The organism is Thermoflexus hugenholtzii JAD2 (genome assembly GCF_900187885.1).
Classification (GTDB): Bacteria; Chloroflexota; Anaerolineae; order Thermoflexales; family Thermoflexaceae; genus Thermoflexus; species Thermoflexus hugenholtzii.
In genome coordinates, this window is sequence record NZ_FYEK01000008.1 from 52615 (window position 1) to 70912 (window position 18298).

The following is an 18298-nucleotide window of genomic DNA, read 5'->3' on the forward strand; positions in this document are numbered from 1 at the left end:
GCGCCCCCTGCGGCAGGGGGCGCGCCTCGGCTCTCCAGAGGCGCCAAGGCCATGGTAACACCACCCCCGGCTTCCCTCCGTGGCCGTTCGGTGAAGGTCCCGTGAGGCTTTCGTGAACATCACCCTCCCACCCTCCCCCATATCTGGCGGGTCTTACCAAGGCTTCCCCAAGATCTGGGAAGACGGATCCACCGGTCTCCCCTTTCCCCCCTGCTTGGGCCTTTCCTGGCCTCCCGGGGGTCAATACCCCCGGGCCTTGTCGACCCGATTGAGCAGGGGCTCGCCGCGCATGTAGCTGGCGAGGTTCTCCTCGAAGATCTGCGCGGCCCGGGTGTCGTAGTGGGGGGTGAAGCCGGCCACGTGCGGGCTGATCAGCACGTTGGGCAACCGCCAGAGGGGATGCTCCGGCGGCAGTGGCTCCTGCTCGAAGACATCGAGGGCCGCCCCGCCGATCCACCCTTCCTGCAGCGCCCGGATCAGCGCGGGCTCCTCGCACACGGATCCGCGGGCGATGTTGATCAGGAAGGCGTCCCGCTTCATCGCCCGGAAGGCCGCCTCATCGAACATCCCGCGCGTCTCCGGCGTCAGCGGGACGGCGATGACCACGATGTCGCTTTCGGCGAGCATCTCGTGCAGCTGCGCCGGCGTGTAGAAACGATCCGGCAGCGTCCCCTCCGGGTCCCCTGTGCCGGGGAAGACGAAGCCACGATCCCGACGGTCCTCCCCGCGCTGCATGGCCAGCACCCGCATCCCGAAGGCCTTGGCCAGGCGGGCGACCTGCCGGCCGATGCTGCCGTAACCCACGATGCCGATGGTCTTCCCCCACAGCTCCTCCGGCACGAAGAGCGCCCATCGCTCCCGATCCGGCGGCCACTGGCCCCGGGCTTGCCACTCCAGCATGCGAGGGAGACGGTGGAACCAGGCCAGGGCCATGGCGAACACGTATTCCGCGATGTTGATCGCGTGCACGCCGCTGGCCGTGGTGAACTCCACCGGGCTGCGAAACAGGGGATGCTCTAGCACATGATCAGCCCCGGCGGAGTGCAGCTGCACCCAGCGCAGGCGTGGCACCCACTCGGGAGGCGGCAGGGTGTTGAAGGTGTAAAGGATCTCGACCTCCCGCCATACCTCCAGCGGGATCTTCTCCGCATGGCGTGTGGGGTGAAGCTCGAAGCGCAACGCCGGCCAGCGGGCCTGCCAGCGAGCCACCCACCCCGGATCGAACCGAGCGGTGATCAGCACCCGTCGGGTCTCGTTGCTCATCTGTCTCTCCCTCCATGCGGAAAGATCCACCTGTGCGAGCATGATGCCCCCAACCCGTCTTGGCCGGAAATTCGCAACCTCATTTATGAAGATTCCGTCGCCGTCGTAGGGACTGTGGATTGTGGAGATCTCAAGGGCTCCCGTCCGAGCCCTCGTATATCTGCGGGCGAGGGTCCCTCTCCCAACCAGATCTGGGAGGACCCACCCTCTGGGGCGTGGAGAGGGGGTGTGGAAAACCCTTTAATAAAGGCGCGTGTGGAAAACTCATGGAAATTGTGGAAAACCGAACAGCCCCCATATATGGGGGATCCTCCGATGCGGATCGCCAGCGCGCTGTGGATGTTGGGGAAAAAGGATGGCTTCTGGGGAGAAGTTATCCCCAGCATGACCTTCTTTTCCACAGGTTTCACGCCGGTTTTCCCCAGCCGCCGCCTTCCTCAGCCCCATCAGCCGCCCCGAGATCCTGGGGTTTCGAAAAGGTCTTCTCCCATATCTGGGGGATGGGCCGGGAGTTTTCCACAATCCGTGGAAAACTCCCGGCTGCGGTTTCACGCGCCTCGGGTTCAGGCGGGGACCCGGGGGAGGTCGGCGAGGGCTCGGAGGACCTCCTCGGCGGGGTATTCGTAATCCGGCAGCTCCCCGCGCAGGTATTGATCGTAGGCGGCCAGGTCGAAGTGGCCGTGGCCGCTGAGGTTGAACAGGATCACCCGCGGGCGTCCTTCCTCCTTGGCGCGCAACGCCTCGTCGATGGCCGCGCGGATGGCGTGGGCCGACTCCGGGGCCGGGAGGATCCCCTCGGCCTGGGCGAACCGGACAGCGGCCTCGAAGACTTTCGTTTGCGGGTAGGCGACGGCCTCCAGGTAGCCCTTCTCATAGAGGGCGCACAGGATGGGCGCCATCCCGTGGTAGCGCAGCCCGCCAGCGTGGATGGGAGCAGGGGTGAAGGTGTGGCCCAGGGTATACATCTTGAGGAGCGGGGTGGTCCGCACCGTGTCCCCGTAGTCGTAGGCGTAAACCCCTTTGGTGAAGCTGGGGGCGGCGGTGGACTCCACCGCAACGAAGCGGATCGGCCGCCCCTCGACGATCCGATCTCGCATGAAAGGCAGCGCCAGCCCGGCGAAGTTGCTGCCCCCACCCACGCAGCCGATGACCACGTCAGGGTATTCCCCAGCCATCTCCATCTGCTTTTTCGCCTCCAGACCGATCACGGTCTGGTGGAGCAGCACGTGGTTGAGGACGCTCCCCAGGCTGTATTTCAGGCGCCCGCCGCTGGTGGCCGCCGCCTCCACCGCCTCGCTGATGGCGATCCCCAGGGAGCCCGGGGAGTCCGGGTTCTCTGCCAGCACCTTGCGTCCTGCATCGGTCTCCGGGCTGGGGCTGGGGATCACCCGCGCCCCGAAGGTCTCCATCAGGATGCGCCGGTAGGGCTTCTGGTGGTAGCTGATCTTGACCATGAAGACGGTGCACTCCAGGTCGAAGAACCGGCAGGCCATGGCCAGGGCGCTGCCCCACTGCCCTGCTCCGGTTTCCGTGGTCAGTCCCCGCACTCCCTCTTGCTTGTTGTAGAAAGCCTGGGCTAGGGCGGTGTTGAGCTTGTGGCTGCCTGCCGGGCTCACCCCCTCATACTTGTAGTAGATGTGCGCGGGGGTATCCAGCATCCGCTCCAGCCGGCGGGCGCGGATCAGCGGGGTGGGCCGGTAGAGGCGGTAGATCTCCCGCACCGGCTCCGGGATCTCGATCTCCCGCTCCCGGCTGACCTCCTGCTGGATCAACGCCATAGGGAAAAGCGGGGCCAGATCCTCCGGGCCGATGGGGCGGCCGGTGGCCGGGTGCAGCACCGGCGGCAGCTCGAAGGGAAGATCTGCCAGGATGTTGTAATACGCCCGAGGGATGTCCTCTTCGGAGAGCAGGAAACGCGTTCGCTCGTTCTTCATGGAGCACCTCCACCATGGTTTTTCGGAAAGAGGGGCGAGGCCGAGCCCCGCCCCCCGCGGTTTACGGCAGCTGGGCTTTCAGCTCGGCCAGGCGACGGGCGCTCAGGCCCATCGCCTCCCGGGCCTCCGCCAGGGTGGCCTGGGAGATGGGGCGGACCTTCGCTGCGCCGGCGGCCAGGATCTCGTCGATAAGCTGAGGCCGCGCGGCATAATACGCCCGCCGCTCGCGGATGGGCGCAAGGAACCGTTCGAGGGCGGCGATCAGCCGGCGCTTGACCTCCACATCGCCCACCTTTCCCTGGCGATAGCGCGCCTTGAGCTCCTCCACCTCGGCTTTGTCGTCGTTGAAGGCCTCGTGGTAGCGGAACACCACGTTGTGCGGTGCATCGGGGTCCGCCGGGATATCCGGCCGGATGCGGGTCGGGTCGGTGAACATCTGCATGACCTTGCGGGCGACCTCCTCAGGGGGATCGCTGAGGAAGATGGCGTTGCCCAGGGATTTGCTCATCTTGGCCCGGCCGTCGATCCCCGGAAGGGTGGGCACGTCCCCGATCAGGGCCTCGGGCTCCGGGAAGACCTCCCCGTAGAGGCTGTTGAAGCGGCGGGCGATCTCCCGGCACAGCTCCACGTGGGATTCCTGGTCTTTCCCTACCGGGACGATCTCCGCCTTCACGTGGAGGATGTCCGCCGCCTGGAGGATGGGGTAAAGCATCAGACCCATCGAGGGGTTCTCGATCTTCTGGTCCCGGATCATGTCCTTCAGGGTGGGGATGCGCTCCACACGAGGCAGGGTGACCAGCATGGAGAAGAGCAAGGTGAGCTCGCAAACCTCGGGGACGTCGGACTGCAAATAGATGGTGGTCTTCTCGGGGTCGATGCCCACGGCCAGGTAATCCAGCACGATCTCCCGGATGTATTCCCGGGAGGCCAGGATGTCCGCCTTCTCGGGTCGGGTGGTGAGCGCGTGATAATCGGCAATGAGGAGGAAGACCTCATACTGGTCCTGCAGCCGGACCCGGTTGGCCAGGGTTCCCACGTAGTGGCCCAGATGGAGCGGCCCGGTGGGCCGATCGCCGGTCAGCACGCGTTTTTTGTTCCCCATCGCAACCTCCTCGTGTCCTGGAGAATGCAGAGCCCCAATCACCTCCGGAAAAACGACAGGGCCCGTCCCCTGAAGGGACGGGCCCTGTGTGACCCGCGGTGCCACCCTTCTTGGGCTTGGCCTCTCCGGGGGAGAAGCCAGCCCCCCTCCTTCGCGCAGGCGCCGCCCGATTGGGATCGCCGGGCGAGGCCCTCAGCCGATAACGGTGGCGTCTCCGGCCGCGCCTACTGCGGAGGAACCCTCCGGTTCGGGCGGCTGCTCCGGGGCCCATTCAGGATCCGGATCCGCATCGGGCTCCCACCTGAACCCCGACTCTCTGGGCGGTGCCGGATCCCTACTCTTCCCCTTCATCGCATTTATGGCTCTCCGTTGGAAGGCGATACGGCCTGGAGGCCTTCCTTTGATTTTTTCTCACTTTAGCATCTGCAGCCGGATTTGTCAAATCCCGCCCCAGGCTCAGGGGGCGTGCGGTCGGTCGCCCTGCTGCGCGCTTGGAAAGATCCGGTGAGCAGGCACTTCGATTCCCCTGGTGGGGGATTCGGACTTGCCTTGGACGAGGGACGGAGGGCGAGGCGTCGCGGAACGATCGCGCGAAGTCCGGTCGTCAGACGACAAAGGAGACCATGTGGGGCGGCCGTTCCATCCGTGGGAAGGATTTTTGACAGCGTGGCCGTCCTCGGTTATAACATAGGACTGGAAGAAGGCCGGCGGGCCATCGCCCCTGGTGGGGGCAGACTCCCGGCAGGGCGCGGAGTGATGGGCCTTGACAAACGCCCGCGCCTGTGCTATAAAATAAGATGCGCTGGAGGCCCTGATGCCCTGCGAGGTTGCCTGAGGGGTAAGGGTCTCCGAAGTGGTGGGGCGGCACCTTAACAACTGAATTGTGGTAGGAAGCGTCCGGGGACGTCCGGCGGAAGTCTTGCGGTCGGATCTTACACCCCGGGAGGTCAACCTCCTGGGGATGCATGAGCCGACGGAGAGTTTGATCCTGGCTCAGGGTGAACGCTGGCGGCGTGCCTAACACATGCAAGTCGAGCGGGGAGGGGGTAGGCGTAAGCCGAGCCCTCCTAGCGGCAAACGGGTGAGTAACACGTGGGTGACCTGCCCCGGCGTGGGGGATAACCCTCCGAAAGGGGGGCTAATACCGCATACGCTCGGCGGGGACGGCCCGTCGAGGAAAGGCCCGGGGAGGAGACGAACCGGGTCGCGCCGGGAGGGGCCCGCGGCCCATCAGGTAGTTGGTGGGGTAATGGCCCACCAAGCCGATGACGGGTAGCCGGCCTGAGAGGGTGACCGGCCACACGGGCACTGAGACACGGGCCCGACTCCTACGGGAGGCAGCAGTGGGGAATCTTGGGCAATGGGCGAAAGCCTGACCCAGCGACGCCGCGTGCGGGAAGAAGCCCTTCGGGGTGTAAACCGCTTTTGCCGGGGACGAGAAAGGACGGTACCCGGCGAATAAGGCCCGGCCAACTACGTGCCAGCAGCCGCGGTAATACGTAGGGGCCGAGCGTTACCCGGATTTACTGGGCGTAAAGTGCGCGTAGGCGGGGCTCTAAGTCGGGCGTGAAAGCCCCGGGCTCAACTCGGGGAGGCCGCTCGATACTGGAGCCCTTGAGGGCGGGAGAGGGTGGTGGAATTCCCGGTGTAGCGGTGAAATGCGTAGATATCGGGAGGAACACCAGTGGGGAAGCCGGCCACCTGGCCCGTCCCTGACGCTGAGGCGCGAAAGCGTGGGGAGCGAACCGGATTAGATACCCGGGTAGTCCACGCCCTAAACGATGCGCACTAGGTATGGGGGGCTGACCACGCTCTCCGTGCCGAAGCTAACGCGTTAAGTGCGCCGCCTGGGTAGTACGGCCGCAAGGCTGAAACTCAAAGGAATTGGCGGGGGCCCGCACAAGCAGCGGAGCGTGTGGTTTAATTCGATGCAAAACGAAGAACCTTACCCGGGCTTGACATGCCGGTGGTACCGACCCGAAAGGGAAGGGACCCCGCAAGGGGAGCCGGCACAGGTGCTGCATGGCTGTCGTCAGCTCGTGCCGTGAGGTGTCGGGTTAAGTCCCGCAACGAGCGCAACCCCTGCCCCTAGTTACACGTGTCTAGGGGGACTGCCGGCGACAAGCCGGAGGAAGGTGGGGATGACGTCAAGTCAGCATGGCCTTGATGCCCGGGGCTACACACACGCTACAATGCCCGGTACAATGGGTTGCCAACCCGCGAGGGGGAGCCAATCCCATCAAAGCCGGGCTCAGTTGGGATTGCAGGCTGCAACCCGCCTGCATGAACGCGGAGTTGCTAGTAACCGCCGGTCAGCCATACGGCGGTGAATACGTTCCCGGGCCTTGCACACACCGCCCGTCACGTCATGGGAGTCGGCAACGCCTGAAGCCGGTGGCCCAACCCTCCCCCACCCAGGACCTCTCCCCGGAGGGGTCTTGCGTGGGGGAGGGAGGGAGCCGTCGAAGGCGGGGCCGGCGACTGGGACGAAGTCGTAACAAGGTAGCCGTAGCGGAAGCTGCGGCTGGATCACCTCCTTTCTAGGGAGTGCCGGTCGGGGGGCGATATCCCGGCGTGAGCCGGATGCCCTTCGACCCACCCCAAGGTGGTCCGTCAGGGGTTCCCCCTGGCGTCCCAACGCCGGATACCCGGCCTTCCTACCACAATTCAGTTGTTAAGATGCCGGAACATCCCCATTCCCCTGGTGACTGGAGCGGCGGGGAAACACCCGGTCCCATCCCGAACCCGGAAGTTAAGCCCGCCAGCGCCGATGGTACTGGGGGGGCGACCCCCTGGGAGAGTAGGCCGTTGCCAGGGGAATGGGCGCGCCGCGGGGTGGAGCAGCGGTAGCTCGCCAGGCTCATAACCTGGAGGTCGCGGGTTCGAATCCCGCCCCCGCAACTGGAAGGTTCGGGATCCGCCAGATCCTCCTCCTGCACCCCTGTGGGAAGGGCGGACGGTGAAACGACCGCTCGCCCATTTTCTCTTCTTTGATTTCTTCCCAAAACGCGGTCCCAGCCTGACCACAGACGCAGGCGTGTCACGCCGGATGCGGGTTCCATAGGATACGGATCGATAAGGTGCTTCACGGTTTCCCGGCGCGGATTCTCTCTGAAGCGCCGGAAGGAGGTCACAATGGAGCGTCGAAACCGTCCGATCCTCCCCGATGAGGAGGAGGAGCTGGAAAACGAGGAGCTCTGGGGCGAGCCCTGGGACGAAGAGGCCCTTGAGGCGGAGGCGGAATGGGCCGAGCTCGATGAGGAAACCTCCCTCCCGGTCCTGGGCGAGCTGGCGGAGGATCGGGATCTTATCTCCCTGTATTTTCGGGAGGTGACCGACCATCCGTTGCTGACCGCTGAGGAGGAAAAGGAGCTGGCCATGCGGATGGCCCGGGGGCGTGAGGCCGCCCGCCGCTTGGCCCGGGATGGGAACCTCCCGCCCGATGTCCGCCAGCGCCTGGAGCGGCTGGTGGAAGAGGGCCGCCAGGCCCGGGAGAAGCTGATCACCTCGAACTTCCGCCTGGTCATCAGCGTGGCCAAGAAATATCAGGGCCTTGGCGTGCCCCTGCTCGATCTGATCCAGGAGGGCAACTTGGGTCTGATGAAGGCCGTGGAGCGCTTCGACCCCAAGCGGGGCCGCCGCTTCTCGACCTATGCCACCTGGTGGATCCGCCAGGCCATCACCCGGGCCCTGGCGATGCAAGCGCGCACCATTCGCTTGCCCATCCACGCTCAGGAGCAGCTGCGCAAGGCCCAGCGGATCGCCCATCAAATCGAGCAGGAAGCCGGCCGCCCGGCTACGCCGGAGGAGGTAGCGGAACGGCTGGGCACAGCCACCGATAAGGTGGAGTGGCTCTGGAACGCCGCCCGGCCCCTGCTCTCTCTGGAGGAGCCGATGGACGAGGAGGGAGAGACCACCCTGGAGGGAGCGATCCGGGACGCCGAGAGCCCGGCTCCCGATGAGGTGGTCGCGGACCAGCTCTTGCGGGAGCAGATCGAAGAGCTGCTCAATGAGCTCCCGAGCCGCCACGCCCGCGTGTTGCGCCTGCGCTACGGCTTTGAGGACGGCCGTTCCTACACCCTGGAGGAGGTCGCCCAGCGGTTCGGCCTCAGCCGGGAGCGGATCCGCCAAATCGAGGCGGAAGCACTGCGCTACCTGCGCAAGCAGATGAAGGTCCGCCAGATGCGGGAGTTCCTCAAGGCGGCATGAGCGCGAATGCAGATGGCCTCACCTGGGGCTGATCTCCCCTGAGAAGGGAGGTCAGCCCTTTTTGTTTTCAGCCTCCCTTTCCCTCCCCATCCCTCTCCTGGAGCAGCGACCGCAGGCGGTCCAGGCCTCTCTGCAGCCAGCCCTGGCCCTCCCCTCGGGTCAACCCCAGCTGCCGCTCGATCTTCGTGATCGCACATGGGGCATGCCCCTCCAGCCCGAAATAGCGCACCACCACCGCGAAGGCCAGGGGCATCTCCTCCTTCAGGCATTGTAGGGCACGCTGCAGCGCCTCCAGCTCCTCCCGTGCTTCCACTGTTTCATGGATCCCATCCCCGGACTCCTCCTCTTCCTCCCACAACGGGCACTCGGCATGCCCTCTCAGGCGCCGCAGGATCGCCCGACGCAGAAACAGGTCCAGGTGGAGGTAAAGATACGTGGTGAAGCGTGCCCGCTCGGGATCCCATCGCTCGACCGCCTCGCAAACGATCCGGAACCCTTCCTGCATCACATCCTCCGGATCCAGCCACGAGGGGAGGTCCAGGACGCGCAAGAGACGGGTGGCGGCCCGCTCCACGAGTTGCTGGATGCGATCGAAGTCCGCAAAGGCCTGCGCCATGCGGTCCCTGCTCATCCGGCGCTCCTCCGGGCGGGATGAAAACGGCCGCACGGAGGGGAGCCGGTCCGGGCGCAGGGCGCCTGCCGTCCATGCGGCCGGTTCCGTCATGATGATAAGCAGTCCCCGTTTCGAACCGGAGGTCGCGTTCAGAAAAACGGGAAAAATGGGAACAGGCGTTGGGCAGGGCGGGCGACGAGAGAGAGGGGCGACTGTCTATCATCTTAATGAGACATCCTCGCGGAGGCGATCAGGATGGGACGGATCTATCAGGTGGATTACGATCAGGCCTTCGCACTCTGCGCGGAGATGGAGCGGGTCCTGGGCGAGATGGAAGAACAGACAGCGGTCCTGGGCCGGTCCATCGGGCCGCTGGAACCCCGCTGGGTGCCGCATGGGGCGGCAGCGCGGGCTTACGGCGAAACCCTGATCCAGCACCTGCGGAAGTGCGTTCAAGAAAACCGCGCGGCGGTCATCGCACTGCGTCAGGCCCTGAACAACCTGAAGGCCCTGGAAGAGGAGCAGGCGCGACGCATGCGATCCCGGCGCGCACATTGAGCGCACGAAGGAGGAGCCATGGCTTACGACGAGCCGGCGATGCGAAGGTTGATCCACTTACCGGAGGCAGTCCAGGCCTACCGGCGGGGGCTCGAGGAGGAGACCCCTCAGCGCCTCGGGATGGAGGTGAGGAGGGCGCTTCTGGAGGAGCTGCCGACGCTCTGGACCGGAGAGGCCGCCCAGGGTTACCTCGAGGAGGCCCAGCGCCGGCTGGAGATCTTCCAGCGTTGGCTGGTGGAGGGCCAGCATCTTTCCAGGGCGATTGCGGCCGGGGAAGAACGGATCGCCCAGGTTGTCGCCGAAGTGGAGCAGATGCTGCGATCGCTGCCGGATCCAACGTTGTGAGGGAGAAGCGATGGGCGCGCAGGATCCTCGCGGGCTGCAGGTGGAGCCGGAGGCGGTTCGGGAGATCGCCCGGGCGTTGCGGCGGGGGGCCCGGGAATGGGAGACCCTGGCTCAGCGAGCCCAGGGGCACGGAAACGCGCTGGGGGAGATCGCCCGGGCGGTGCCCGGGGAACAGTTCCGCGCCTTCTGGGCTCGGCAGTATCCCCGCTGGCAACGTGGCGTGGAGTATCTGACGCGCATGGCCGAGGCCCTGGAACGGGCCATGGACCGGATGGAGGAGGCCTTCCGGATGGCAGCCCGGATGGTGCAGGAGGCCCCTACGGCGGAGCGCGGGGCGTTGCCCTTCGTGCCCCTCGCCCTGAGCCCGGAGGGGTATCCCCGCGCGGTGGATGCTACCGGACGCCCCCTGCAAAGCCAGTTCGAGGCCCGCGTCTCCACGACCCAGCTGCTCCAGCTGGGGGTTTCGGAGGCTTCCCTCCGGTCCTTGCTGGGGCTCCGGGAAGGACAACCGTTGCCGGAGTCCATTCCGTGGAGCGCGGCCTGCGGTCCGGTGGGGCTGAGCATGGCCGCCAGCGCGGTGCTGGGCCGCTCCGTCCCGGTGGAGGCGGCGATCGCCAGCACGCTGCGCACCGCGGATGCTTCGCTTCAGCAATCGATTCGCGAGAACATTCAAGCCCGTCCGGGCAAGGGGAGCCTCGGCTTCTACACCGGGATCCATGACTTGATCCGAGCGGCGGGCGAACTGGGGTTAAAGGGAGAGCCGGCTTGGGTGCCGAATGGAGAACAGGATTCGGAGGGGCTGTGGCGGAGCTTGCAGGAGCGCCTCGGCCGCGGGGAGGCCCTGATGGCCCTGGTGCGCATTCAAGAGAAACGCGGCCTGCAGGTGGGGGATGGTCTTCTGACTTCCCATCAGGCTTCAGACTCCGTCTCCCACTGGGTTGCGGTGCAGGGGCTGGAGGAGAGGCCAGATGGACGCTATGTGGTGATCGGCAATCCCTATTTCAACCGCTCCGAGCGCTACCGCTGGGAGGATTTCCTCGCTGCTGTGGATGGTCAGGCTCGGAAAGAGCGATGGTGGGTGCTGGCCTTTTCGAAGGGGGAAGGCCATTCCGGAGGGAGGTTGCCATGAGCGGGCGATGGAAGGCGGTGGGACTTGTGGTGGGGTTGCTGCTGGGGGCGTGCGGCGCCCCGGCGGAGCCATCCCCCGGGCCGCGTCCGGGGGCCACGGCTCCGGTGGAGGAGGCGGCGGCCTCTCCCTCGCCGGCTCCGACGCGGACCCGTCTCCCCACACTGACCCCGGCGTCCATGGCGTTCCGCCCCCAGTCGCTTCCGGGGGGTTTTCGGACCGGTGATCAGTGGCTGGCGGTGCGGGTGGTGCGGGAGTTCGCGAAGGAGCGGACGGCGTATACGGCGGACACGTATGCAATCTGGTTCACGGACGGGCAGCGGTGGCTGGGGCCGGTGCCGGAGGTGGGTCTTTACATCACGCGGCTGGAGAGGGCGTTTTGGCGGCGGGCGGGGAGCGGGTGGGAGTTGTGCGCGCGGGTGGCGGTGCAGCCCACGTTGGGGGCGCGGGAGGCGCCGATGATTTTCTGCACGCCGGCGCCTCCGGGGGCGGGTCCGAAGGAGGCTTCTTCGGTTTCTCTGGAGGCGTCGCCGTGCCCGGACGGCCGATCCCTCTGTGTGACGCAGTCGGACGGGACTGTTCGAGCCCTCCCGTTGCCTGAGGATCTGTTCCGCCCGGATCCGTCGCAAAAGGTGGAGGAGATCTCGCCGCTGGAAGTTGGGGATGAGGAAGTTCAGATGAAGATCCGATACAGGATCACTGAGAAGGGAGGGTTCATTGAGACGAGGATCTGGAAACCGGTCTGTGGGACTCAAGGCCGCTGGGTGGTTGTGGACTTCGCGGTGTATCGGCATCCGTGGGCGGAGGATGGCGCTGCAGGCGGTGGGCTCGAACATAGCGAGCTCTACATCGCGGATCTGTCCGCCGAAACGGTGCGTCCGCTGAGCGCCATCGAGGCGCGTGGGCAGCTCGTAGATGCTTTCCGAGCGGAGGGTCGGATCCCCTTCGTCCGAGGGGACGAGCGATTCTCCATGCCGAATCACCTCCTCCCCTATGTGGAGGGAGGCTGCTCCCCCGATGGATCGTTCCTGTTGTTTGGCACAGAGGCGGATGAGTCCGGAATGCTCGGTTTCCCGCTGTCCTGGGTGGCGCGGCTGGAGGATCGTGTGATCTATCCCTTGCCGGGGGACCAGGCCCGGTGGGTGGAGAGGAGCCCGTGAGGACGGAACGAGGAAAGCCGGCACGCGATGAGCAGGATGGCGGGTGCAGTCGGCCTGGCCGGGTGCGATGAAACCGGACCGGACGAGGAGGCGAGCAGAGGATGTTCCCGGAGATCCGGGCGGAGACCATCGGGTCGCTTGGTTCCACAGAGGCCACGCTGCCCCTGGAAGCCCTCCGGGCGGCCCTTTCCCGGAACACCGGAGGACGTCCGGCAGGGGTGGCAGACGCCCTGCGGGCGGCCCAGGAGGTGTTGGGGCCGGCGGCGGCTCCAGCGACGCTGGCCCGGGCCGCCCTGGCCGTCCTGGACTGGGAGGAGCTGTTTCCCATCCTGAGCGACCCCGCGGTGGAGGATTTCGCCCTCCACCACCGGCGCTATCTGTGGGTCTTCCGAGGCGGAAGCTGGGCGCGCTGGGGGGAGGTGCAGGATCCAGATCGCCTGATGGGGGGAATCCGCCGGCTGTGTGAGCGCTATGGGATCCGCACGCCGGGGGATGTGAAGCCGGCCGCCGAGGGATCTTTTTCCATCGATCTCCCGGAGCCCATCGGCTTCCTGACCGTGCGGATCTCCTGGTCGGCCCCGCCGCTGGTCCCCTCGGATTGTTTGACGGTGCGCCTGGCCCGTCCCGGCCGGGCACCCGGGCTGTCTGATCTGGTGGCGGGAGGGGTGCTCACCCCGGAGGCGGCCCGTTATCTGCTGGGGGTGCTGCGGCGGCGGGGGACTCTGATCATCGCCGGGCCCACCGGCTGCGGCAAGACCACCCTGGCCCGGGCGCTGCTGCGGGAGGTGGGCCAGGAGTTCCGCCTGGTGATCATCGAGGACTCCTACGAGCTGATGGTGTTCTGGGACGGCCGCCCAGAGAGCGACCCGGGGAACGTGGTGCACAAGCTCACCCGACAGAAGCTGCCGGGCGAGGAGATCGTCCCCTTCTCGGCCTTCGATCTGATCGTGATGGCCCTGCGGGAGCGTCCCGACGGCATCGTGGTGGGCGAGGCCCGGGGGCCGGAAGCCTTTGAGATCCTGCGGGCGGCCAACACCGGCCATGGCCCCCAGGTGACCACCATGCACACCGACAGCGTCCAGCGGGTGTGGTCACGTTACCTCCAGATGGCCCAGGCCCATCCGGAGGCCCGAGATCTTCCGGTCCGAACCATTGCCATGATGTTCGCCGAGGCGGTGGCGGCGGTGGTGGTGATGGGTTACCGGGAGGGGCCGGGCGGGGGGCAGCGCTTCGTGGAGGCCATCGCGGAGGTCTTACCCTTCGTGGAGGGCGATTCCGATCAGCCGGCCCTGCGGACAGTCTTTCAGCGGACGGGGGAGGGGCTGCGACCGGCCTCCCGGCCCGCGCGGCCGCGCTTTACGGCGGAGGAGCTGGGGCTGACGGATCTGCCCTGGGGAGCGGGTGCGGCGGTCTGGTGAGGGAAGAGGGAGGATTCTGTGGATCTGCGAGATGCGGTGGCTTTGCTGGCAGGGGCGATGGCGGGGGCGGGGGCGCTGGCCGCTCTGGCCCGCCCGACCGAGGAAGCCCTGATCCGGTCCGGCTGGCGGGAACTGGTGCACCGCCCCTGGCTGGAGGGTATGCTGCGGGCCGCGGGGATCGACCTGCCGCCTGCGCTGTTTTTGCAGTTCGCCGCTCTCTGGGCGGCGGCGGGCGGGCTGATCGGCCTCATGGCAGGGCTGGGCCCCGTGGCCGCCGGGATGCTGGCCTTCTTCGGGGCCAGTTTCTATTTCGTCCGCGCCCAAGAGCAGGCCGCGACCCGTCGCTTGCTCCTGGCGGGGGAGCTCCTTGTCTTCTTGCGGATGCTGGCGGCGGGGCTGCGGGCCGGCGCGCCGCGCTCGGAGGCCATCGCGCGGGCCAAGCAGGTGTGCGGACCGGTGGCCCGTCGGGCCCTTACGGATCTGGAGGAGCGGCTGGCCCGGGCCGGCGACGCGCCGGAGGCGCGAACCCAGGCGGTTCAGGAGTGGGCGGCGGCCCTCGCCCACCCGGTGGCCACCTCGGCCGTCCAGGTGCTGCAGGTGTTCTTGAGCGGCGGGGCGGGGGTCTCGGAGATCGTTCAGGTGATTGCGGAGGAGATGGACCGGGTGCGCCGCATCCTGGAGGTCGCCCGAGCCCGGGGGCGCGGGATGCAACGTCGGATCTATCTCATCATCGTGATGTCCGCGGCGGGCCTGCTCTTGTTGATCGCCTCCGATCCGATGTTCCGCGAGCTCCTCCTCGGGGATCCAATCAGCCCCGTCCTGATCGTGGGCGGATGGTGGGGAGCCCTGATGGTTTCCCAGTGGATTATGGATCGATATTTTTCGATGGAAGAGACGGTGGGCATCGCCCGGGGAGGCGCCGGTCTGATCCCCACGGACCGCTACGGGAACCCCATCCTGCCCGGAGGGGAGGTCCGATGAGCCTGGCGGATCTGGCGGCGCTCCTCGCCGGCGGGCTGGTCTTGGGAGGGCTGTGGGCATCCCTCCTGCGGTCGGCGGATCCGATCCGGGCCCGGCCGGAGAGCCCGGATCCGCTGGATCGGGGGACTGCGCTGCCGGCCTGGCTGACGCCGCTTTATCCCCTCCTGTGGCCGCTGCTGCCTGTCTGGGAGGGCATCGCGCTTCGCCGGGGAGCTCCCTTGGTCGAGCGCATCGCCCGCTCCGGATATACGCCTTACGCCACAGTCTCTGCGGTGTGGGCCGCACGGCTGTGGGGGATGGCCCTCGGCCTTCTGGTGATGATTGGAGGAAGTCTGCTCATCGGCCTGCTCCTGGGCACCCTGATCCCGGGGATCCTGGGAGGGCTGGCGGCAGGGCTTTATGGGGTGTTGTCTCCGGATCGACGGATCGCGGCGGCCATCGCCGCCCGGAAGCGGCGGTTTCGGTCGAACATGCTCCTGGTGCTGGCGGCGGCCCGGGGCTTCCTGCGCGGAGGGAGAGCTTGGGATGATGCCCTCTCCCGGGCCGCGGTGGGAGACGGAGTGTTCGCCAACTGGGCCCGCTTCCTGGTCGCCCGTTACACGGCGCGCGGGGAGGCCGGCCTTCAGGAAGCCCTCTTCCATGCCCCGGATCCGCGGGATCCTTACCTGATCCGCTTCATGGATGGGGTGCGGGCCGCCATCTCGGGAGGCGCGGGTTTCGAGGTCATCCTCTCTTCCCTCATCCAAGATCTGGGCTCCGAGATGGAGCAGGAGGTCTCCGAGCGGGTGACGGCCGTCGAGCCCTACGTGATGGCCGCGGGGATCCTGGCCATTATGGGCTACATGATCGTCCTGCTCTATCACGTCTTCGCCGGCGGCCAGGACCTGCTCGGCTTCTGAATCTCAGTGTGTGGAGGTGATCCATGCAGACGTTGTGGGCGTTTCTGACGGAGGAGGAGGGACAGTCCCTGGTGGAGTTCGCCCTGCTGTTCCTCTTCATTGCCGTAGTGGCTGCTCTGGCCCTGCCGGGCGTCCGCCAGCGCATCCTCAACGCCTTCCGGATCGGCGGCCAGAAGATGGATGAGGCTACGGGAGCGGCCTCAGGAGGAGATTGATGGGGAGGACGCGCCGGCGGCGGGACCAGCGGGGCCAGAGCCTGATCTCTTTCGCCCTGGCCATGGTCCCCTTCTTCCTGTTGTTGCTTTACATGCTCTACGCGGGCGCCTACGCCCTGCGCTGGAGCGTCCGCTCCCGGCTGGCGGCGGAGGCGGCCTTCCGGACCTCGGCCTATCCAGGCGTGACCTCGGGGGAGATCGTCTCCGCCATTGATCCGGCCCGGCGGGCCCTGGAGGCCCGCGTGAACGAGGTCCAGGATACCGGCGGGCGCTTCTACGGCATCCCGATCCGCTGGCGGGTGGCTCTCCAGCTCTTGTTCCGGAAATGGCGGTTCTGGGACGGGCCGCCCGTGGACTGGTGGTGAAGGGGAGGGAATCCGTGCGGCGCGGGGAAGCGCTGCTGGAGCTGGCTCTGGTCCTGCCAGTTCTGGCGCTGATGTTCTGGGGGGTCCTAGGCCTGATGGAGCGGGGGCGGACGGCGAATCTCGCGGTCTGGGCGGCCTACGCCTGCGCGGCCCAGGCCTCCCAGACCCCCGACGGGGCCCAGGGGCTGCGCCAGGGGGAGGCTGCCGCCCGGGTGGTGCTGGGCCGGCGATTGGTGGATGTCACTGTCCAGCACGACGGGGTCTGGGGTGGCCGGGTGGTGTGCACCGTGATCGCCCGCCCGACCCTCTTCATCCCCTCCCTTCCGTTCCTGGGATGGGATGTCCGGGTCCGCCAGGAGACCTATATCGAACACTGGAAATCCGACTGGCAGGAGATCCCGCCATGAGCCTGTTGCCGTTCTTGGCCCTGTATCTGGCGGTGGTGTTCGCGCCGATGGCGGCCGCGGTCCGGGACCTGATGGTGCACCAGATCCGCATCGAGCGGACTCGAGCGGTGCTCAACTTGGCTCTTCGGGATGGGGCTCAGATGAGCGCCCCGGACGAGACGGGCCGCCTGCGGGGCGATCCGGCGGCGATGGTGGTGCGGGTGGCGGAGATCTGGGCAGGCGCCCGGATCCCGGACGCGGTTCTGGAGGAGGTCTCCTGCGTGCCTGTCCCCCCGGCCTGTGCCGCGCGCGCTCGGGTGACCACCCGGGGGTTCCTGGGGACCCTCTCCACCCGAGTGGCGATCGAGGGGACGGTGCTGGAGGGGATCCTCCGGGAAGGGCAGTGATCGCAAGCCGGAAGACGGTTCTGATGGATTCAAAGCTGGCGAGGAGGTAGCGATGTCCTGGATCCGCTGGTTCTTCAAAGAACTGTGGTGGTATCTCACCTATGAGCACTACGGGAAGCGCCGCCTGCGCCCCGCCACCTGGGGCCTGCTCCTCACCCTCCCCCTCCTCGCCGCCTTCTACCTGCTCGCCCTCGGGCTGGGCCAGCGCTCGGCCCTGCCCGGCGAGCGGCCCGCCCCCACCCTGCCCCCGCTGACCAAAACGGCGGTCTTCGCCGCCGTCACCGCCACCGCCCAAGCCCCCACCCGCACCCCCGCCCCCCTGTGCCCCGAAGACCCCCGCTTGTGGAAACTGGTCCCCATCGAGGCCGGGCTGCGGGACCCGCAGACCGGGCAGCCCATCCGGCTGCCCAAGCCGCCCCAGCGCATCGAGCCCCCCTGCGTCTACGAGGGGCTGGCCCGGGACCTGGCCCACACCCTGGTCCCCAACCCCGACGTCCCTGCGCCTTCCGTGGAGGGCAAGGTGCTTTCGGTCCCCTGGTTCTGGGCCCCGGGAATGGAGGTGCCCCAGGTCCAGGTGGAGTCTATGAAGCCAGAGGATTTCACTGCCTACTATGATGCCCAGGGGAAGCGGATCGACGATCTTTATCTGGCCTACACAGCCGTGGCCACCGGCGATCCTGACTTCCCTGTCCTCGTCTATATCTATTCAGACCAACTTCAGTTAGCCTGGGGGGTATCGCGCCAGGAGGGCCGGGAGGATCTCTGGGGCCGCTATCGGATTGAAGGCGGGGAAGTTTCCCGCGCCATCCTGGCCGTAGCTTACGATCCGAAGACTCGCCACTGGGTCTCGATCGCCTACAAGCGTCCCTTTCCGCCCCGGGCAACCCATGCCGTGCCGGCGGGCTCGGCGGAGGACCTGGCCCGGCTCTTCGGACTGCCCCTGTGGCGGCGCTCGGAGCTGCTTTCCCGCTTCGGCCTGCAGGACATCTTCCCGGAGACGATCAACCCCTCCACTGTGAAGCCCATCGGCACTCTCATCATCAGCCCGGAAGGGGCAGAGGTCAAGAGGTGAAAGATGGGGGCACGGTGGATTGCAACGCTTTCGGTCCTCCTGTTGTCGTTCGGGTGGGCAGCAGGCCATCCGGCTCCCACCGCCGCCCAGGGCGATGATCGGTGCAAAGATCCCCGAAACCCCGCCTGTTTTGGCCTCGAGGTGCGCCAGACCCAGGACTTAGGGGCTTCGGGGCGGGAGGCGCGGCGGTGCACCGGGACCTGGACCATCGGGGTGATCCTCCCCGGCTCCAGCCGCAATTCCTG

General features: G+C 67.1%; 18 protein-coding genes, 1 tRNA gene and 2 rRNA genes. 17 read left to right on the top strand and 4 right to left on the bottom strand.

The features are described 5' to 3' along the window. Positions 1-240: 240 nt before the first annotated feature. The 3 genes from CFB18_RS02905 to trpS form a co-directional block, all read right to left on the bottom strand. Positions 241-1263, bottom strand: a complete 1023-nt coding sequence (locus tag CFB18_RS02905) for a D-2-hydroxyacid dehydrogenase (protein WP_159461538.1) — start codon at positions 1261-1263, stop codon at positions 241-243. A 563-nt stretch (positions 1264-1826) separates the two neighbouring features. Then, positions 1827-3197, bottom strand: coding sequence for a TrpB-like pyridoxal phosphate-dependent enzyme (locus CFB18_RS02910; protein WP_088570311.1), 1371 nt, complete (start codon positions 3195-3197; stop codon positions 1827-1829). A gap of 61 nt (positions 3198-3258) precedes the next feature. Further along, entirely contained in the window at positions 3259-4299 is a 1041-nt protein-coding gene (gene trpS, locus CFB18_RS02915) for a tryptophan--tRNA ligase (RefSeq protein WP_088570312.1), read from the bottom strand. A 970-nt stretch (positions 4300-5269) separates the two neighbouring features. On the opposite strand from trpS, the gene CFB18_RS02920 reads away from it, so the two are divergent. The 4 genes from CFB18_RS02920 (at position 5270) to CFB18_RS02935 (ending at position 8508) form a co-directional block, all read left to right on the top strand. After that, a 16S ribosomal RNA gene (locus tag CFB18_RS02920) occupies positions 5270-6839 on the top strand. Positions 6840-6999: 160 nt separating this feature from the next. Next, positions 7000-7116: ribosomal RNA gene (rrf, locus tag CFB18_RS02925) — 5S ribosomal RNA — on the top strand. Positions 7117-7128: 12 nt separating this feature from the next. Beyond that, positions 7129-7200: transfer RNA gene (locus tag CFB18_RS02930), tRNA-Met, on the top strand. Between the two features lie 234 nt (positions 7201-7434). Then, positions 7435-8508, top strand: coding sequence for a sigma-70 family RNA polymerase sigma factor (locus CFB18_RS02935; RefSeq protein WP_088570313.1), 1074 nt, complete (start codon positions 7435-7437; stop codon positions 8506-8508). A gap of 67 nt (positions 8509-8575) precedes the next feature. Here the strand turns inward: CFB18_RS02935 and CFB18_RS02940 are convergent, their stop codons facing one another. Next, positions 8576-9139 (bottom strand): sigma-70 family RNA polymerase sigma factor, encoded by a 564-nt coding sequence (locus CFB18_RS02940; protein ID WP_159461539.1) that lies wholly within the window; start codon positions 9137-9139, stop codon positions 8576-8578. Positions 9140-9376: 237 nt separating this feature from the next. On the opposite strand from CFB18_RS02940, the gene CFB18_RS02945 reads away from it, so the two are divergent. The 13 genes from CFB18_RS02945 to CFB18_RS15795 all read left to right on the top strand — a co-directional run. Then, positions 9377-9679, top strand: a complete 303-nt coding sequence (locus CFB18_RS02945) for a hypothetical protein (RefSeq protein ID WP_088570315.1) — start codon at positions 9377-9379, stop codon at positions 9677-9679. An 18-nt stretch (positions 9680-9697) separates the two neighbouring features. Further along, positions 9698-10024 (top strand): hypothetical protein, encoded by a 327-nt coding sequence (locus CFB18_RS02950; protein ID WP_088570316.1) that lies wholly within the window; start codon positions 9698-9700, stop codon positions 10022-10024. Positions 10025-10034: 10 nt separating this feature from the next. Continuing rightward, positions 10035-11153 (top strand): WXG100 family type VII secretion target, encoded by a 1119-nt coding sequence (locus tag CFB18_RS02955; protein WP_088570317.1) that lies wholly within the window; start codon positions 10035-10037, stop codon positions 11151-11153. Next, positions 11150-12310 (top strand): hypothetical protein, encoded by a 1161-nt coding sequence (locus tag CFB18_RS02960; protein ID WP_088570318.1) that lies wholly within the window; start codon positions 11150-11152, stop codon positions 12308-12310. The genes CFB18_RS02955 and CFB18_RS02960 overlap by 4 nt, the downstream gene beginning before the upstream one ends. 101 nt (positions 12311-12411) lie before the next feature. Beyond that, on the top strand, positions 12412-13728 hold the full coding sequence (locus CFB18_RS02965; protein WP_088570319.1) for an ATPase, T2SS/T4P/T4SS family: 1317 nt from the start codon (positions 12412-12414) through the stop codon (positions 13726-13728). A gap of 18 nt (positions 13729-13746) precedes the next feature. Beyond that, on the top strand, positions 13747-14709 hold the full coding sequence (locus CFB18_RS02970; protein ID WP_088570320.1) for a type II secretion system F family protein: 963 nt from the start codon (positions 13747-13749) through the stop codon (positions 14707-14709). After that, positions 14706-15608, top strand: a complete 903-nt coding sequence (locus CFB18_RS02975; RefSeq protein WP_088570321.1) for a hypothetical protein — start codon at positions 14706-14708, stop codon at positions 15606-15608. Before CFB18_RS02970 ends, CFB18_RS02975 begins: the two co-directional genes overlap by 4 nt. A gap of 23 nt (positions 15609-15631) precedes the next feature. After that, positions 15632-15823 (top strand): Flp family type IVb pilin, encoded by a 192-nt coding sequence (locus CFB18_RS02980; RefSeq protein ID WP_088570322.1) that lies wholly within the window; start codon positions 15632-15634, stop codon positions 15821-15823. Then, positions 15823-16188 (top strand): hypothetical protein, encoded by a 366-nt coding sequence (locus CFB18_RS02985; RefSeq protein WP_088570323.1) that lies wholly within the window; start codon positions 15823-15825, stop codon positions 16186-16188. Before CFB18_RS02980 ends, CFB18_RS02985 begins: the two co-directional genes overlap by 1 nt. Before the next feature lie 14 nt (positions 16189-16202). After that, on the top strand, positions 16203-16595 hold the full coding sequence (locus tag CFB18_RS02990) for a hypothetical protein (RefSeq protein WP_088570324.1): 393 nt from the start codon (positions 16203-16205) through the stop codon (positions 16593-16595). Next, positions 16592-16981 (top strand): hypothetical protein, encoded by a 390-nt coding sequence (locus tag CFB18_RS02995; protein WP_088570325.1) that lies wholly within the window; start codon positions 16592-16594, stop codon positions 16979-16981. The genes CFB18_RS02990 and CFB18_RS02995 overlap by 4 nt, the downstream gene beginning before the upstream one ends. A 52-nt stretch (positions 16982-17033) precedes the next feature. Then, the gene (locus tag CFB18_RS03000) at positions 17034-18053 is read left to right on the top strand and encodes a hypothetical protein (protein WP_088570326.1); all 1020 of its coding nucleotides are present in this window, start codon (positions 17034-17036) and stop codon (positions 18051-18053) included. Between the two features lie 3 nt (positions 18054-18056). Beyond that, on the top strand, positions 18057-18298 hold a 242-nt coding region (locus CFB18_RS15795; RefSeq protein WP_234976999.1), incomplete at its 3' end, for a hypothetical protein.